Annotated in this window: 13 protein-coding genes and 1 pseudogene; 2 read left to right on the top strand and 12 right to left on the bottom strand. The window is 67.4% G+C overall.

Features of this window, described 5'->3' with window-relative positions:
- Positions 1-1,325: 1,325 nt before the first annotated feature.
- Genes FND50_RS13000 through FND50_RS12975 form a run of 6 tightly spaced genes read right to left on the bottom strand, consistent with a single transcriptional unit; the run spans position 1,326 to position 9,412 of the window.
- Positions 1,326-3,269, bottom strand: coding sequence for an acetoacetate--CoA ligase (locus tag FND50_RS13000; RefSeq protein ID WP_144286039.1), 1,944 nt, complete (start codon positions 3,267-3,269; stop codon positions 1,326-1,328).
- A gap of 48 nt (positions 3,270-3,317) precedes the next feature.
- Positions 3,318-4,163 carry a CoA ester lyase gene (locus tag FND50_RS12995; protein WP_144286038.1) on the bottom strand — a complete coding sequence of 282 codons (846 nt, stop codon included), beginning with the start codon at positions 4,161-4,163 and terminating at the stop codon, positions 3,318-3,320.
- Positions 4,160-4,645, bottom strand: a complete 486-nt coding sequence (locus FND50_RS12990) for a MaoC family dehydratase (RefSeq protein ID WP_005239560.1) — start codon at positions 4,643-4,645, stop codon at positions 4,160-4,162. The genes FND50_RS12995 and FND50_RS12990 overlap by 4 nt, the downstream gene beginning before the upstream one ends.
- Positions 4,642-5,802, bottom strand: a complete 1,161-nt coding sequence (locus FND50_RS12985; RefSeq protein ID WP_144286037.1) for an acyl-CoA dehydrogenase family protein — start codon at positions 5,800-5,802, stop codon at positions 4,642-4,644. The genes FND50_RS12990 and FND50_RS12985 overlap by 4 nt, the downstream gene beginning before the upstream one ends.
- A complete protein-coding gene (locus FND50_RS12980) occupies positions 5,799-7,808 on the bottom strand; it encodes an acetyl/propionyl/methylcrotonyl-CoA carboxylase subunit alpha (RefSeq protein WP_144289045.1) in 2,010 nt (669 codons plus the stop codon). The genes FND50_RS12985 and FND50_RS12980 overlap by 4 nt, the downstream gene beginning before the upstream one ends.
- A gap of 14 nt (positions 7,809-7,822) precedes the next feature.
- On the bottom strand, positions 7,823-9,412 hold the full coding sequence (locus FND50_RS12975) for a carboxyl transferase domain-containing protein (RefSeq protein WP_144286036.1): 1,590 nt from the start codon (positions 9,410-9,412) through the stop codon (positions 7,823-7,825).
- A gap of 115 nt (positions 9,413-9,527) precedes the next feature.
- Between FND50_RS12975 and FND50_RS12970 the strand changes: the two genes are divergently transcribed.
- Positions 9,528-10,133, top strand: a complete 606-nt coding sequence (locus tag FND50_RS12970) for a TetR/AcrR family transcriptional regulator (RefSeq protein WP_144286035.1) — start codon at positions 9,528-9,530, stop codon at positions 10,131-10,133.
- Positions 10,134-10,240: 107 nt separating this feature from the next.
- On the opposite strand, the gene FND50_RS12965 is transcribed toward FND50_RS12970, so the two are convergent.
- The 3 genes from FND50_RS12965 to FND50_RS12955 form a co-directional block, all read right to left on the bottom strand.
- Positions 10,241-10,510, bottom strand: a complete 270-nt coding sequence (locus tag FND50_RS12965) for a GlsB/YeaQ/YmgE family stress response membrane protein (RefSeq protein WP_005239513.1) — start codon at positions 10,508-10,510, stop codon at positions 10,241-10,243.
- A gap of 148 nt (positions 10,511-10,658) precedes the next feature.
- A complete protein-coding gene (locus tag FND50_RS12960) occupies positions 10,659-11,285 on the bottom strand; it encodes a response regulator transcription factor (protein ID WP_144286034.1) in 627 nt (208 codons plus the stop codon).
- Complete coding sequence (locus FND50_RS12955; protein WP_144286033.1) at positions 11,282-12,484, bottom strand: sensor histidine kinase; 1,203 nt, start codon at positions 12,482-12,484, stop codon at positions 11,282-11,284. Before FND50_RS12955 ends, FND50_RS12960 begins: the two co-directional genes overlap by 4 nt.
- A gap of 163 nt (positions 12,485-12,647) precedes the next feature.
- On the opposite strand from FND50_RS12955, the gene FND50_RS12950 reads away from it, so the two are divergent.
- Complete coding sequence (locus FND50_RS12950; RefSeq protein WP_144286032.1) at positions 12,648-13,232, top strand: heme-binding protein; 585 nt, start codon at positions 12,648-12,650, stop codon at positions 13,230-13,232.
- A gap of 9 nt (positions 13,233-13,241) precedes the next feature.
- Here the strand turns inward: FND50_RS12950 and FND50_RS12945 are convergent.
- The 3 genes and pseudogenes from FND50_RS12945 to FND50_RS12935 form a co-directional block, all read right to left on the bottom strand.
- Positions 13,242-14,878 (bottom strand): annotated as a pseudogene (locus FND50_RS12945) (AMP-binding protein).
- Between the two features lie 161 nt (positions 14,879-15,039).
- Entirely contained in the window at positions 15,040-16,380 is a 1,341-nt protein-coding gene (locus FND50_RS12940; RefSeq protein ID WP_397493851.1) for an MFS transporter, read from the bottom strand.
- A 121-nt stretch (positions 16,381-16,501) separates the two neighbouring features.
- The gene (locus FND50_RS12935) at positions 16,502-17,047 is read right to left on the bottom strand and encodes a hypothetical protein (RefSeq protein ID WP_144286031.1); all 546 of its coding nucleotides are present in this window, start codon (positions 17,045-17,047) and stop codon (positions 16,502-16,504) included.
- Positions 17,048-17,093: the final 46 nt, after the last annotated feature.

Here is a 17,093-nt window from a genome sequence, read left to right as displayed (position 1 = left end):
CGCGTGTTGCGCGAACCAGATGCCTCGCTGCGCAGCTGACAGCGGAAACGCCCCTTCCGGAGCACCGCTACTACCCGCTGCTTGTCCCGACCCCAAGGGTTACTCCGTTCTCGAACGCGTGGCGACTGCCGCCTGTGTCTTTGGTGATTCGTAGCTCTCGGTCCCACGGACTTCGCCGTGGGCCGGTTCTCCGATGAACGCCATCACATGAACAGGCCTTGCCGGTTCGAAGCATCTCGCGTAGCGGGGACGTGCCGGGCATGGGACGCCCTGCGCTGATCGAAGAGTTCCACCACACTCGGAGTCGATGTCAGACGATCGTCCGAAACCCGATTGCCTGCGACGCTGAACACTCCAAGGCCCTTACATCCCGAACTACTTACGGTGAGCGGGTTCATACGTGGCTCCGTTCTCTCATCGATCCAACAAGCGGCCACCCAATCGGTGCTCGTCATCCTCCGAGTCGAGAGCCGAGTCTACGGTGCTGGTGGAGCAGCGAAACTTCGTCGCGCTCATCGCTTCGGCCTCCTCTCCCTCGGTGGTGACGATTTCGGTTCGTACGGTTCTGCGGTTGCGCCGGGAATTACATCGGTGTCGGATCCACTGCCGTTACCGGCGCCGGTGTGACGTACCCAACCCTCGATACTTCCAGAATCAGGCCTGAATTCGATCTTCGACGCGCACATATTCAACAGGCCGAACCACATTCCAGACGCTGTGTACAACCAGAACGTGGATACCGTACCGAGAGTCGGAATTTCACTAGGTGTACAACTGTCGTATCCAGTTTCATGTTCCGCCTCCCGACTGTTATCCGTGCACGGTGCAATCGATCTGGTGACCGACCGCGGCGTTGAACACTTACTGCCCCCCGTGACCGCAGTTTTTGCCAACCACCGTGTCTACCAAAGCCCCGCGCAGGTCTCAAAACGAAGAACACCCGGAGTTGCGCACAGGGAATAATCGACCAGGTCCGTCGCCGAGCCGCATCGAACGAAAACTTGGACGTTCAGATGAGCACCCAGGCGCCGTCAGATCGCCCGCTGACCTGCCACGAGGACAACGAAGGCGTCTCCGCCGAAGAGATGCACATCGACGGCGACACGGCGACATCCCAGCATCTGGAACGTCCTCCCGCTGCGCGACACTGCCGATGTCCGATTAGTCGCGATCGCCGCGGCGCGACCGGCCGCAGGCAGACGGGAGATTTCTCACATTCGCCGATTGCGCGGACGTCGGACCGCAGACCTCTACCAACCAGTAACCAAAGTAAGACTAACCTAACCGTTGGCGCTCAACGACACTGACATCGACGGACTCGCCGCTCAGCGTCCGTGCCGCGCGAACCAGTCGAGCAGGTCGGGGTCGTCCACGGCGCTGCGGTCCACCGTGCGGTCCGCGTCCGCACCCTGGAATATGCGTTTGAGAGGCACCTCGAGTTTCTTGCCGGTCCGGGTGTGCGGGATGCCGGGGGCCTCGATGATGTCGTCGGGCACGTGGCGGGGAGAGGCCTGCTCACGAATCGCTCCGCGGATACGCTGCTTCAGCCCGTCGTCGAGTTCCGCCCCCTCCGACAGGACCACGAACAGTGGCATCCAGTATCCCCCGTCCGCCAGATCCACACCGACGACAAGCGCCTCCGCGACCTCCGGGAGCTTTTCCACCACCTGGTAGATGTCGGCGCTACCCATCCGAATTCCATTGCGGTTCAATGTGGAATCGGACCTTCCATGCATCAGGACGGTCCCGCGATCGGTGATCGTGATCCAGTCGCCGTGCCGCCACACTCCGGGAAACACATCGAAATATGCTTCACGGTAACGCTTTCCGTCCGGATCGTTCCAGAACGACACCGGCATGGACGGCATCGGCGCCGTCACGACCAGTTCACCCACCTCGCCTCGCACCGGCTGCCCCGACTCGTCGAACGCGTCGACGGCGACGCCCAGACACGGGGCGGACAGCTCCCCCGGCCAAACCGGCACACTCCGCGCTCCCCCGACGAACGCCGACACCACGTCGGTCCCACCGGTGATCGACATAACAGGAACGCGGCGACCGACGTTCTCGGACAACCACAGTGACGACGCCGCCGGCAGCGTGGACCCGGTCACCCCCACCGCGCGGAGCATGCTCAGGTCGTGCTCGCGTACAGGGACCACCCCCGCCTTGTCGCACGCGAGAACATAGCCGGGACTGGTGCCGACCACGGTCACACCCAGACGTGACGCCAAGGCCCACAACGCATCCGGCGTCGGATAGGACGGACTCCCGTCGTAACAGACGATGGTGGCCCCCACCAGCAGGCCCGCCGTCTGGAAGTTCCACATCATCCAACTGGGACTGGTGTACCAGAACAGGGTGTCGTCGCGGCCGATGTCGAGTTGGAGCGCAAGCGACTTCACGTGTTCGAGGAGAACGCCGCCGTGACCGTGCACGATGCCCTTCGGCAGGCCCGTGGTTCCCGAGGAGAACACCACCCACAACGGGTGGTCGAACGGGACGGCGACGGACTCGAGTGCGGCGTCCCGGCCGGTGGCCTCCGCCCAGGTGAGGGTGCCGTCGACGGCGGCGTCCGGATCGAGATGCGGCACGACCACTGTGAGGGCCGACGACGGCAATCCACCGCGCAGGTCGGCCGACGCGGCGAGTCGATCGTGTTCCTTGCCCCCGAACCGGTAGCCGTCCGCGGTGATCAGCGCTTTCGGTTCCAGTTGACCCAGTCGATCGAGCGCGGCCGGCGCAGAGTAGTCCTGTCCGCACGCGGCCCACACGGCACCGAGCGACGCCGTCGCGAGGAACGCGACGACGGCCTCGGGAATGTTGGGGAGATAGCCGACCACCCGGTCACCGACCCCGACTCCGTGCTCGCGGAGAGTCGCGGCAAGGCCCGCCACCGCGGACCGCAACTCGTCCCAGCCGACGGAGATGTCGGTGGCGCCCTCACCCGCGTACAGGATCGCCGGTATTCCGGGGCGGGCGTTCCGGAAGACGTGGTCGACGTAGTTGAGCGTCGCCCCGGGGAACCAGACGGCGCCCGGCATCGCACCGTCCACGAGGGCCGGTCCGGGGTCGGTGGCGGACCGGATGTCGAAGTAGTCCCACACGTCCTGCCAGAACGCCGCCGGATCGGCGACCGACCAGCGCCACAACGCCCGGTAGTCGTCGACCCGGGCGCCGTGACGCCGGGCGACGAACCGGGCGAAGTCGGTGACGACCGCGTCGCGCACGTCGGACTCGGTGGGCACCCATTGCGGATCGGCAGTCATGGGCACCATCTTCCCCGAGAGCGCGGCCGTTCCGCGCTCTTTCGCCGCCTACCGAGAGGACTCGGACGTGCTGTTCCCCTTCGACTCGACCTGGGAGCGGCGCAGGATCGCCTCGGCATGACGCAGGACCGGTGCGTCCACCATCTTTCCCTCGAACGCGAAGACTCCCCGCTCGTCGGCGACGGCGGCGAGAACCCGCGTCGCCCAGTCGACGTCCTCGTCGGACGGCGCGTACGCCTCCCGGATCACCGCGACCTGGCTGGGGTGGATGCCCACCTTGATGTCGAATCCGACGGCGACGGCGTCGACTGCTTCGGTGCGCAACCCGTCGAGGTCCTTGATGTCGAGATAGACGGAATCCAGGGCGAGCCGGTGATACGCCTTGGCGGCCAGCAGTGTCGACGACCGCACGTGGGTGGCGACGTCACGGTAGCTGCCGTCCTCGCGGCGACTGGAGTTGCCGCCCATCGCCGCCACGAGATCCTCGGCGCCCCACATCACGCCGATCGTGCTCGCCGCCAGCGCGATCTCGCTCACCGCGAGCGCACCGAGCGGCGACTCGACGAGGGCGATCACCTCACGCGGCGCCAGCGACAGCACCTGGTCGGCGGACTCGCACTTGGCCAGCATCAGCCTCGTGTAGCGGGTGCCGTCGAGTGCCAAAAGGTCGCGCTCGTGATCCTCGGTTCCAACCGGATTGACCCGCACCACCGTGCGATCCGGATCCAGCGGGGTGTCGATCAGGGCGACCCGCGCCGCTTCCTTGTCCGCGGGCGCCACCCCGTCCTCGAGGTCGAGGATCACGACGTCGGCTGCCGCAGCCGCCTTCGCATACCGTTCGGGCCGGTCGGCCGGGCAGAACAGCCAGGCGGGCCCGGGCAGTTCCCAGCTCACGACGGCTTCTTCTGGACGAGGGTCTTGCGGACCGCGATCGCCACCACGTCGCCGTTCTGGTTGCGGCCGGTGTGCTCGAGGGTGACGATGCCCTCGCCGGGCCTGCTCTTCGACTCGCGCTTGTCCGCGATCTTCGTCTCCGCGTACAGCGTGTCGCCGTGGAACAGCGGCTTCGGGAAACTGATCTCCGAGAACCCCAGGTTCGCGACGATGGTCCCCTGCGTCAGTTGCGCCACCGACAACCCGACCAGCGTCGAGAGGGTGAACATCGAGTTGACGAGGCGCTCACCGAATTGGGTGTTCTCGCTGTACGCGGCGTCCAGGTGCAGTGCCTGGGTGTTCATCGTCTGCGTCGTGAAGAGGACGTTGTCGGCCTCGGTGACGGTCCGGCCGGGCCGGTGCTCGTACACCGCTCCCAGCTCGAACTCCTCGAACCACAGGCCCCGCTGAACGATTCGCTTCGGCTCGGTCGTGGCGGTCACAGGCCTGCCTCCCGCGCGATCAGCATCAGCTGCACCTCGGTGGTGCCCTCGCCGATCTCGAGGATCTTGCTGTCACGGTAGTGCCGGGCCACCGTGTACTCGTTCATGAATCCGTAGCCGCCGTGGATCTGGGTGGCGTCCCGGGCGTTGTCCATCGCGGCCTCGGAGGCGACGAGCTTGGCGATGGCGGCCTGCTTCTTGAACGGCTTGCCGGACAACATCCGGGCAGCGGCGTCGTAGTACGCCGTGCGCGCGGTGTGGGCGCGCGCCTCCATGCGGGCGATCTTGAAGGCGATGGCCTGGTTGTGGCCGATCGGCCGTCCGAACGCCTCCCGTTCCTTGGCGTACTTGACCGACTCGTCGACGCATCCCTGGGCGGCGCCGACGCTCAGCGCGGCGATGGCGATGCGGCCCTCGTCGAGGATCCGCAGGAAGTTCGCGTACCCGCGACCACGCTCGCCGAGCAAATTCTCCTCGGGAACGCGCACGTCCGAGAACGTGAGCGGGTGGGTGTCGGAGGCGTTCCAGCCGACCTTGTTGTACGCCGGCTCGGCAGTGAAGCCCGGCGTCGACGTCGGCACGAGGATGGTGGAGATCTCCTTCTTGCCGTCCTTCGTACCGGTCACCGCGGTGACGGTGACGAGCTTGGTGATGTCGGTGCCGGAGTTGGTGATGAACTGCTTGTTGCCGTTGATGATCCATTCACCGCTGTCGAACTTCGCGGTGGTCTTCGTCCCGCCGGCATCGCTTCCGGCGCCCGGCTCGGTGAGCCCGAACGCGGCCAGGCTCCTGCCGCTCGTCAGCTGCGGCAGCCACTCCTGCTTCTGCTCCTCGTTGCCGAACCGGTAGATCGGCATCGCACCCAGCGACACACCGGCTTCCAGGGTGATCGCGACACTCTGGTCGACCTTGCCCAGTTCTTCGAGTGCCAGGCAGAGGGCGAAGTAGTCGCCGCCCATCCCGCCGTACTCCTCGGGGAACGGCAGGCCGAACAGCCCCATGTCGGCCATCCCCGACACCACCTCGTACGGGAACGTGTGGTTGGCGTCGTGTTCCGCCGCGACCGGTGCCACCACGTTCTTGGCGAAATCGGCGACGGTCTTCGCCAACTGCTGGTACTCGTCGGGAAGCTGGCCGGTGGCAAGGAATTCGGTCATGACGCATCTTCTTTCGTGTCGGTGGTGTCGGTGTGCGGGGTGACTCGTGCGAGCAGCTGGTCGACCATCACCTGGTCACCGGGTACGACGAGGATGTCGACGATGCCGTCGACGGGGGCGGTGAGCGAGTGCTCCATCTTCATCGCCTCGACCACGACGAGCGTCTGGCCAGCGGTGACGTGGGCGCCCGCCTCGGCGCCGACGGCGATGACGGATCCGGGCATGGGGCTGGTGATCTCGGCCTCGCCGGCATGGACGTCGCCGGTGCGGACACTGAGTTCACGGACCTCACGCAGCATCGTCGTGCCGTCGGAACCGGCGAGCCAGATGTGCCCGTCGGTCTGGGCGATCCGGTAGGTTTCGCGTCTGCCGTCGATCACCACGGAGAGGGTGGTTCCGTCGAGCGCCGCCGTCAGGGACAGGGTGTCGCCGTCCTCGACCTGCGCGGTGGCCTCGACCGGATTGCCGGTGATCCGCACGTGGTCGGTGCGGGTGGCAGAGGACAACCGGATGCTGGTGGGTGCGGGAACCCCGACCCGCCAGCCGCTGGGAACGTCCCACGGATCGGCCTGTGCCCGCTCGGGCCAGCGCTGCAACCAGCGGAAAGCAGCAGCGGCGATCAGGGCGGCATCGGTGGCCTCCGCCGCGGCGAAGTCCTCGAGCCGTCGGTCGAGCAGACCGGTGTCGAGGTCGCCGGCCACCACGTCGGGATCGGCGAGCAGGAAGCGCGCGAACTCGATGTTGGTGACCACTCCCAGCACACCGGTGCCGGCCAGCGCCCGGTCCAGCTTCCGCAGCGCGCCGGCGCGGTCGTCGGCGTGGGCGATGACCTTCGCCAGCATCGGGTCGTAATCGCTGCCGACCACCGTGCCGGGCTGCAGTCCGGAGTCGACGCGGACACCGGGACCGGCGGGTTCGACGACGTCGGCCACGAGTCCACCGGTGGGGAGGAATCCGCGACTCGGGTCCTCCGCGTAGACGCGGGCTTCGATGGCGTGACCGGTGAGGGTGATGTCGTCCTGGGTGAAGCCGAGCGGCTCACCGGCGGCCACTCGCACCTGCCACTCGACGAGGTCCAGGCCCGTCACGAGTTCGGTGACCGGGTGCTCGACCTGCAGCCGGGTGTTCATCTCCATGAAGAAGAACTCGTCGGGCTTGTCGGCGGAGACGATGAACTCGACTGTTCCCGCTCCGGAGTAGTCGACGCTGCGCGCCGTGTTGCAGGCGGCCTCGCCGATCCGGGCGCGTGTCGCCTCGTCCAGCAGCGGCGACGGCGCTTCCTCGATGACCTTCTGGTGGCGACGCTGCAGGCTGCATTCGCGCTCGCCGAGGTGGACGACGTTCCCGTGTCCGTCCGCGAGGATCTGCACCTCGATGTGCCGGGGCCGCAGCACGAATCGCTCGAGGAAGAGTGTGTCGTCGCCGAACGCCGACGCCGCTTCACGCCGCGCGCTGCGCAGTGCCTCGGCGAGTGCGCCCGGCTCCTCCACCAGCCGCATGCCCTTGCCGCCGCCGCCTGCCGACGGCTTGACGAGGACGGGGTATCCGATGTCCTCGGCGGCCGCGATCAGTTCGTCGTCGGACAGGCCGGGGCGGGCGATGCCGGGGACGACGGGCACGTCGAACTTCGCCACCGCGTTCTTGGCGGTGATCTTGTCGCCCATCACCTCGATGGCGTGAGCGGACGGACCGAGGAACGCGATCCCCGCGTCCGCGCAGGCCCCGGCGAACTTGGAGTTCTCCGAGAGGAACCCGTAACCGGGATGGATCGCCTGCGCGCCGGTGGCCTGCGCAGCCGCGATCACTTTCTCGATGACGAGGTAACTCTCCCGCGCCGCGGCGGGACCGAGCAGCACCGCGGTGTCGGCTTCGCGAACGTGCCGCGCGTCGCGGTCCGCCTCGCTGAACACGGCGACGGAGCGGATTCCCATGGCCCGCAGTGTGCGGATCACGCGCACCGCGATCTCGCCGCGGTTGGCTACCAGGACGGTATCGATCCGAGTCATTTCAGTCATTCCACTCACATCCGGAAAACGCCGTAGGAGACCGGCTCGACCGGTGCGTTCGCACACACCGAGAGCGCCAGTCCGAGAACAGTTCTGGTATCGGCGGGGTCGATGATGCCGTCGTCCCACAGCCTGGCCGTCGAGTAGTACGGATTGCCCTGCGCCTCGTACTGCTCGCGGATCGGCGCCTTGAACGCCTCTTCGTCCTCGGCCGACCACGGGTTGCCCGCACTGTCGAGTTGCTCGCTGCGCACCGTCGACAGCACCGACGCCGCCTGCTCTCCGCCCATCACGGAGATCCGGGCGTTCGGCCACATCCACAGGAACCGTGGCGAGTAGGCCCGCCCGCACATCGAGTAGTTGCCCGCCCCGTAGGAGCCGCCGATCACGACGGTCAGCTTGGGAACCCGGGCGCACGCCACCGCGGTCACCATCTTGGCGCCGTGCTTGGCGATGCCGCCCGCCTCGTAGTCGCGACCGACCATGAAACCGGCGATGTTCTGCAGGAACAGAAGCGGAATCTTGCGCTTGTCGCACAGTTCGATGAAATGCGCACCCTTCATCGCGGACTCGGCGAACAGCACGCCGTTGTTGGCGACGATGCCGACCGGGTGGCCCTCGATGTGCGCGAAACCGGTGACCAGGGTCTTGCCGTACTCCGCCTTGAACTCCTGGAATTCACTGCCGTCCACGATGCGGTCGATGACCTCGTGGACGTCGTAGGGGGTGCGCGGGTCGGTGGGGACCACGTCGTACAGGTCGGTCTGCTGCGCCGTCGCGGGGACGGTGGAGATCACGTCCCACGGACGCTCGGCGCGCGGGCCGAGGGTCGCGACGATGTTCCGCACGATCCGCAGCGCGTCCTGGTCGTCCTCCGCGAGGTGATCGGTGACGCCGGAGACCTTGGAGTGCAGGTCGCCGCCGCCGAGTTCCTCCGCGGTCACGACCTCACCGGTGGCGGCCTTCACCAGCGGCGGACCGCCCAGGAAGATGGTGCCCTGGTTGCGGACGATGACGGCCTCGTCGCTCATGGCGGGCACGTACGCGCCGCCCGCGGTGCAGGAGCCGAGCACCGCCGCGATCTGCGGGATGCCCTGCGCGCTCATCGTGGCCTGGTTGTAGAAGATGCGCCCGAAGTGCTCGCGGTCGGGGAACACCTCGTCCTGCCGCGGCAGGAACGCGCCGCCGGAGTCGACGAGGTAGATGCACGGCAACTGATTCTGCAGCGCGATCTCCTGCGCCCGCAGGTGCTTCTTCACCGTCATCGGATAGTAGGTGCCGCCCTTGACGGTCGCGTCGTTCGCGACGATCACGCATTCGCGCCCGGACACCCGGCCGATGCCGGCGATGACGCCCGCTCCGGGGCATTCGTCGTCGTAGAGGCCGTTCGCCGCGAGCGGCGAGATCTCGAGGAACGGGCTGCCGGGATCGAGCAGTGTGTCGACCCGGTCGCGGGGCAGGAGCTTGCCTCGGCTGACGTGCCGCTCGCGCGACTTCTCGCTGCCGCCGAGCGCGGCCACGGCCAGCCTCGACTTCAGCTCGTCCACCAATTTCGTGTGCTCTGCCCGGTAGCCCTCCCGTGCAGTGGTTCCGCTCAGTGCCATCCTGCCGCCTTCTCGTCTTGACGCGCGTGCCGAGTGAGTTAATACTCGATAACTGAATCTAAGATAACTGTGATTAACTGAGTTGTCCAGACCACATCCGAGAAAGAGCAAGGCGATGACCACAGACGTCGACGGCGCCGAAGCGCCGATCACGCGCCGGGAGCAGATGAAGGCGGATCGTCGCCGCCAACTGCTCGAGGCCGCCGCCCGCCTCATCGCCGAACGGGGCTTCCTCGGCGTCCGCCTCGAGGACCTCGGTTCCGCAGCGGGAATCAGCGGCCCCGCCGTGTACCGGCACTTCCCCAACAAGGACGCCGTGCTCGTCGAACTGCTCGTCGGGATCAGCACGCGACTGCTCGAGGGCGGGTCGCTCGTCGTCGCGGAGGCCGCCTCCCCGGAAGCGGCCCTGGTGGGTCTGATCGACTTCCACCTGGACTTCGCGCTCGGGGAACCCGACCTCATTCGCATCCAGGACCGAGACCTGGAGAGCCTGCCCGCCGAGGCCCGCCGGGAGGTCCGGCAGACGCAGCGGCGCTACGTGGAGATCTGGGTGAAGGTGCTTCTGCAAGTGGACACGTCACTGGACGAGACGGACGCCCGCACCAAGGCGCACGCCACGTTCGGGCTCATCAACTCGACCCCGCACAGCGCCGATCCCACCACCCCCTCGCGCACCCGGAAAGTGCTGCGCGACATGACGCTTCTCTGCCTGCGCCCGTGAGTACTTGTTAACCGCGGGCGGTTAACAAGTACTCACGGGCGGCGAAGCCGCAGAAGGGCCCCGCCCTGACCGGACGGGGCCCTTCTCGTGACGGTGCTATGTGGCGTCTACACCCTGTTCTTGCTCGTCATCGAGGTGTATCCGAGGGTCAGCACGGCCGCCACGGCGATGCTGATGATCCACCGGATCCAGTCGATGCCGCCGGTGTCCCCCTTGTCGAGGAGCCCCTCCCACACCCAGTACCCGATCAGCGCGCCGATGATGCCGAGCACGACGGTGATGACCCACCCCATCGCCTGCTTTCCCGGAATCACGAGACGCGCCAGAACGCCGATGACCGCACCGAAGATGATGGTGCCGATGATGTTGCCGACCATGGCCCTTGTCCTCTCAACACGCAATTCATGGTGCGAGCGGAAGGTCACCGCTCATTTCGAACATAACCACCTGGACACCCGTTCGACAGGGCTTCGGCAAATCGTTGCCAAAAGGTTCATGCGGCGTACTGCTGTGAACCCCGCCGGTTCAGCGAATGCCCTGCCGTCGCAGGGCTACGGACACCGCTGCGGCCCGGGTGTCGACACCGAGCTTCGCGTAGATGTGGGCGAGATGGGTCTTGACCGTCGCCTCGCTGATGAAGAGGGCTTTGCCGAGCTCCTTGTTGGTCATGCCCTTGGCCAGCAGAGTCAGCAGTTCGGCCTCCCGCGGCGTGAGAGCCGCCTCGGGGCGCTGCATCTGCTGCAGTAGTCGCGACGCGACGGGCGGCGACAGCACACTCTGGCCGGCGGCCGCGCCGCGCACGGCCGCGAAGATCTCCTGGGGCGTCGAATCCTTCAGGAGGTATCCGATGGCACCGGCATCGATGGCGCGCACCACGTCGGCATCCGTGTCGTACGTCGTGAACACCAGCACCGGCAGGTTCCGATCGACCTGCCGGATGCGGCGAATGGCCTCCACCCCGTCGATACCGGTGCCGAGGGCGAGATCCATCGTCACGAGCTGCGGCCGGAATGTGCTCACGGCGTCGACCGCCTCCTCCCCCGTGCCCGCCTCGGCGATCACCTCGATGTCCGGCTGCGAGTCGAGTAGCGCTCGCAGCCCGGCGCGCACGACCACGTGGTCGTCGACCAACAGCACGGTCACGGTCGTCATGCCGCGGTTCCTCGCGCGCACGGTATCTGAGCGGCCACCACGGTGCCCTCGCCCGGTGCGCTCTCGACGGTGAACGTGCCGCCCAGTTGCTCGACGCGACCGCGCATCGCGCGCAGGCCGTATCCGCCGCGCGCCGAAGGAGTTCCGGCGGGCGCGGGTTCGAAACCGGCGCCGTCGTCGAAGATGTCGAGCGCGACGGCGTCCGGAAGATACGTCAACGTGACACCCACGGTCTCGGCGTGCGCGTGCCGGGCAATGTTGGACACGGCGCTCTGGGTGATCCGCAGCAGCGCGTGCGTCACCTCCGCCGGAATCGCGATCGGAGTACCCACGACCCGGAGCTCCGCCCGCGGATGGTGGGTACGCGCGGCAGCGAGCAGTGCCGCGTCGAGCGGCTGGGATTCCAGGTTGGGCGCCGCGAGATGGTGCACGAGACTGCGTGTTTCCGCCAGGTTCTCGCGCAATGTTCCGGTCGCCACGCGGACGTCCTCACGTGCCCGAGCCTCCGTCCGCGGATCTGCCTGCGCCCAGATCTGCTCGGCCGCCTCGAGCCGCAGCAGGCTGCTGGTCAGTCCCTGTGTCACGGTGTCGTGGATCTCGCGGGCCAGTCGTTCGCGTTCGGCGAGCATTCCTGCCTCCCGCTCGGTCTCCGCGAGCCGGGACCGGGTCTCCGCCACCTGGCGGAGCAGTCGCACCCGTTCCCGGCCGTCCCGCTCGATCTGGCTGTACGCCACGACGATCAGCGCTCCGGTACACAGCGGTCCGACCAGCACCGCCCACTCGCTGCGGCCGGAGAAGGTGAAGAACGCCAGCGACGTGAGCACGGCGAGAACCCCGACGACCGGGTACGCGATCCGGCTCGGGTAGGCCCTCGTGCACAGGAAGAACATGGGAAACGCACACCAGGCGAAACTCGGCGCGAGCCAGACGAGCACCGCCCACGTCGTCAGGACCGGCCACACCCACGGTTCCCATACGCCTTCCCGCCGTGCGACCACCGCGGTGACCGTGTACAACGCGGCGAGCGCGGCAATCAACGCGACCACCACGACGAACTGCTCGCTCACTCCGTGGTAGGTCAGATACCGCGCCGTCGACGTCGCGAGGAGGACGTAGAACGACACATGGATGGCGGTAGCGAGCGGGCCGCGCAGACCCGCGCCGTCCGCCCTGTCCACTCCGTCCACGGGTGTTGTCACGTCGATTGATCCTACGGATCTGCCGTGGGTCGCGGATCAACCGTTCGGATGATCTGCCGGGGCCGGACGGATGAGTTCGGGAGCGCCGTCGGTCCGATGCGGTCCCCGGCACCGTTGGGCCAGGCTGGTCAGGTCAGCTCGTCACTTCCCGAAAGGCCTTCCGATGCGCACCTTCCACCGCCTGCCCCGCATTCTGGCGATCACCGTCCCGCTCGCCGCGATCGTCGCCACCTCGGCGTGCGGCACGTCCGCATCCGACGAGGCGAGTCCGGCGTCCACTCCGGTCGCGACCGCCGCTGCGCCGGCCCCGATCGACGGTGCGGACGGCGTGGTGAGCCAGAACCGTCTCGGTATCGGCACTGCGCAGGCCGCCGCGCAGGCGGCGCTCGCGAAGTGCCAGGCCGACGGGCTCGGCTTCGTCACCGTGTCGGTGGTCGATCGCGCCGGCAACGTGCAGACCATGTTGCGCGGGGACAACGCGGCCCAGCACACCGTGGAGGCGGCCCGCCAGAAGGCGTACACCGCTGCCGCGTTCGGCGCGAACACCAGTGATCTGAGCGAACGGGCCAAAGGCGACGGCGCGACGGTCGCCGACCTTCCCGGCACGTTGTTCCTCGCCGGCGGGGTGAGCGTGAAGTCGGCCGGCGGGTCGATCGCGGGTATCGGCGTCGGCGGCGCTCCCGACGGAATGCGGGATCAGGCGTGCGCGGCCGCCGGGCTCGACGCGATCGCCGGGGCGCTGGGGTGACGAGGCGGGTCAGGTGCGCCCGATCAGGTCGAGGGACTGCTCGCGCATCTCGATCTTGCGCACCTTGCCCGTCACGGTCATCGGGAACTCGTCGACGACGTGCACGTACTTCGGGATCTTGTAATGGGCGAGCTTGCCGGTGCAGAATTCGCGCACCTTCGCCGCGTCCAGGGGTTCGGCACCGTCCTTCATCCGCACCCACACCATCAGTTCCTCCCCGTACTTCGCGTCCGGCACCCCGATGACCTGGGCGTCGAGGATGTCCGGATGCGTGTACAGGAACTCCTCGATCTCGCGGGGATAGACGTTCTCGCCCCCGCGGATGACCATGTCCTTGATCCGACCGGTGATCGCGACGTAGCCGTCGGAATCCATCACCCCGATATCGCCGGTGTGCATCCACCGGCCGGCATCGATCGATTCCGCGGTCTTCTCCGGGTTGTTCCAGTACCCGAGCATCACCGAGTAGCCCCGGGTACAGAGTTCACCCGGTGTGCCCCGCGGAACGGTCAATCCCGTTGCCGGATCGACGATCTTGACCTCGAGATGCGGACCGACGCGGCCGACCGTCGACACGCGCTGATCGATCGTGTCGTCCGACCGGGTCTGCAACGACACCGGCGACGTCTCGGTCATGCCGTAACAGATGGAGACCTCGGCCATCCCCATCTGTTCGATGACCTGCTTCATCACCTCCACCGGGCAGGGTGATCCGGCCATGATCCCGGTCCGCAGGCTCGACAGGTCGAACGAGGCGAAGTCCGGTTCGGCGAGTTCGGCGATGAACATCGTCGGCACCCCGTACAGCGACGTGCACTTCTCCGCCTCGACGGCCTGCAGCGTCGCTTTCGGATCGAAGGACGGCCCCGGAATGACCATCGTCGCGCCGTGACTCGTGCACGCCAGGTTGCCCATCACCATCCCGAAGCAGTGGTAGAACGGCACCGGGATGCAGACGCGGTCGTTCTCCGTGTAGTGGCACAACTCGCCGACGAAGTACCCGTTGTTCAGGATGTTGTGGTGGCTGAGCGTCGCACCCTTGGGGAATCCGGTTGTCCCCGAAGTGTATTGGATATTGATCGGGTCGTCCGAGGACAGGGCCGCCTGCGCGGCGGGCAGCAGGGACGGGTCGGCGGCGTGCGCGGCCATGCCGTCCGACGCCAGCCGACTCCACTCGGCACTGCCGAGGAGCACCACCATCTCGAGGTCGGGCACTGCGGCCGGACCTCCTCGATCATGGCCGCATAGTCGGACGACTTGAACTCGGGCGCCGACACCAGCAGACGGATACCGGCCTGATCGAGCACGTACTTCAACTCGTGCGCCCGATAGGCGGGGTTGATGTTGACGAGCACGGCGCCGATCTTGGCCGTCGCGAACTGGATCAGCGTCCACTCCGGGCAGTTCGGCGCCCAGATCCCCACCCGGTCGCCCTTCCCGATACCCCGCTTCAGCAACCCCGCCGCCACGGCGTCGACGTCCCGCCTCAGCTCGGCATACGTCCACCGCCGCCCCGAGGGCCGGTCGACCAGGGCGTCACGATCGGCGTGGGCAGCCACGGTCCGGTCGAAGTTGTCTCCGATGGTGTCACCGAGCATCGGGGCGTCCCACACGCCGTTGGTGTAGCTGGGAAGCGGGGTTGTCATCACTCTTCCTCTCCAGGAGCCCGTTCGGGCACCTACGGGACGGGCGGACCCGAAGGCCCTTCCGCGGTCGAACTTACTCTTGGTTGATGTGATCAAGGGCATACTGCACGGCGAGGGGCGCCGGTATCTGTGCGAAGTCCGGACACCCCTCGCCGGCTCTGTCAGAGCGCGTCGTCTTTCGTTTCCACCAGGGCCTTCGTGCACAGCAGGCTGACCACGCCGAGGACGGCGAGCATGACGCCGATCGCGGCGCTGCCGTACGCGGACGCCAGGGGTGCGGCGATCAGCGGCGGCACGGCGCCGCCGAGCACGCCGGCGAGGTTGTAGCCGAGGCCGGCGCCGGTGTAGCGGTAGCGCGTCTGGAACATTTCCGGAAGCAGAGCCCCGCAGGGGCCGTAGGCGATTCCGAAGATGGCGAGCGTGACCATCACGCCGATCGTGAACGCCACAGGTGAACCGGTGTCGAGCAGCGGGAACAGCGCGAGCGCCCACACGACGGCCAGTCCGCAGGAGATCATGATGACCCGCCGACGCCCGATCCGGTCCGAGTACAGAGCGGAGACGACGATGGTGAGTCCGAAGACCACGGCCGAGGCGATCCCGACCGTCAGCACGAACGGGCGGCCGAACCCGAGGGTCTTGGTGCCGTAGCTGGTGAGAAACGCTGTCCCCATGTAGAAGAACGCGAACAGTGTGGCGAGAGCGCCGGCCGAGAGGAGGATCTCCTTGGTCTGGTACCGCCAGGCGTCCATCAGCGGGAGGGTCCGCGGGGTCGCGTCGGCACGGTCGGCCTGCTGGGCCGCGCGGAACACCGGTGTCTCCTCGATCGCCAGCCGCATGTAGAGGCCGATGCCGACCAGGACGGCACTGAACAGGAAGGGAATCCGCCACCCGTAGTCGAGGAAGACCTCGTTGGTGTCGCCGAGCAGGGTGCCGGTGACGAGGAACGTGGCGCTGGAGAGGATGAAGGCCACCGCGGGGCCGAGTTGCGGGAACATCGCGTAGAGGCCGCGCTTGCCCGGGGGTGCGTATTCCGCCGTCAGCAGCGTGGCGCCCGCCCACTCGCCGCCGACCGCGAATCCCTGACCGAAACGCAGCAGCACCAGCAGGATCGGGGCCGCGACCCCGATCGTCTCGGCGCCGGGCAGCAGGCCGATGAGGAACGTCGAGACCCCCATCAGGATGAGCGTGGAGATCAGAGTCTTCTTGCGTCCGATCCGGTCACCGTAGTGGCCGAACAGCATGGCACCCACGGGCCTGGCGACGAACGCGACGGCGAAGGTCGCGAAGGAGGCGACGGTGCCGGCGGTGGAGCCGAGCGCGGGAAAGAACACCGTGGGGAACACCAGGGCTGCGGCGGTGCCGTAGATGAAGAAGTCGTAGAACTCGATGGTCGTGCCGATGCCGCTGGCGATGGCCACCTTGCGGACGCTGGTACCGCCCTGGCGCACCGGTGTGGGGGCGTGGGGGGCGCCCGCACCCGAGTTGGAGACTGTGGTCACTCGATTCCTCCGTGGTCCGTGGGGAACACCCTGGTGGGCGTATCCCGGATGAGAGGAAAAGTAGTGATCCGGCTCACTGTGTCACCACCCCCGAATAGGGGGGGTGGTGACGCGTGTCACGTCACTCGGCGGTGCCGGACGCGCCGAGCAGCTCCTTGCGGAGTTCGGTCCACACGGTGGCGTACGAGTCGATCACGGGTTCCGAGATCCACTTCGACTCCCCCGCCGCGACTTTCGCGAGAGCGTCGGCGAACAGGTCCTGGTAGCGGGACAACCGGGGTACGAACGCCGACAGGTCGTCGAACACGACCGACGCCCGGCGGTCCAGGTCGGCCAGCTGATCGGCGTCGGCCGAATCGATCAGTCCGACGAACTCCTCGTGGAACGGCACGAAGCTCTCGTACACCTCCGCGATGGAGTCCTCGTCGATGGACACCCGCTCGGCGTCGAGCTGATCCTCGAGCTCCGAGTGTCCGGCCTCGGTGAGCACGATCCGGCCGTCCGACACTTCCTGCGCCTTGCCCTGGGTCAGCAGCGCGTCGTAGGCGGCCTGCGCGGACGCGGCGCTCACACCGAGATGCTCGGCCAGAACGGCCGCGCTGACCTGCTCTTTCAACCGGACCGCCTGCAGCAGGGCCAACTCGTCCACATTGCCAGCGAAGGCCATAGATCTCTCCTCGTCACACCCCGTCCAGGGCGGTTCTCCGCAGGCC

Origin of the sequence: Rhodococcus sp. WB9 (assembly GCF_007558985.1) — a bacterium.
Lineage (GTDB): Bacteria > Actinomycetota > Actinomycetes > Mycobacteriales > Mycobacteriaceae > Rhodococcus_F > Rhodococcus_F opacus.
Note: the sequence above shows the minus strand (reverse complement) of the source record. Positions and strands in the feature narration are given on the sequence as shown.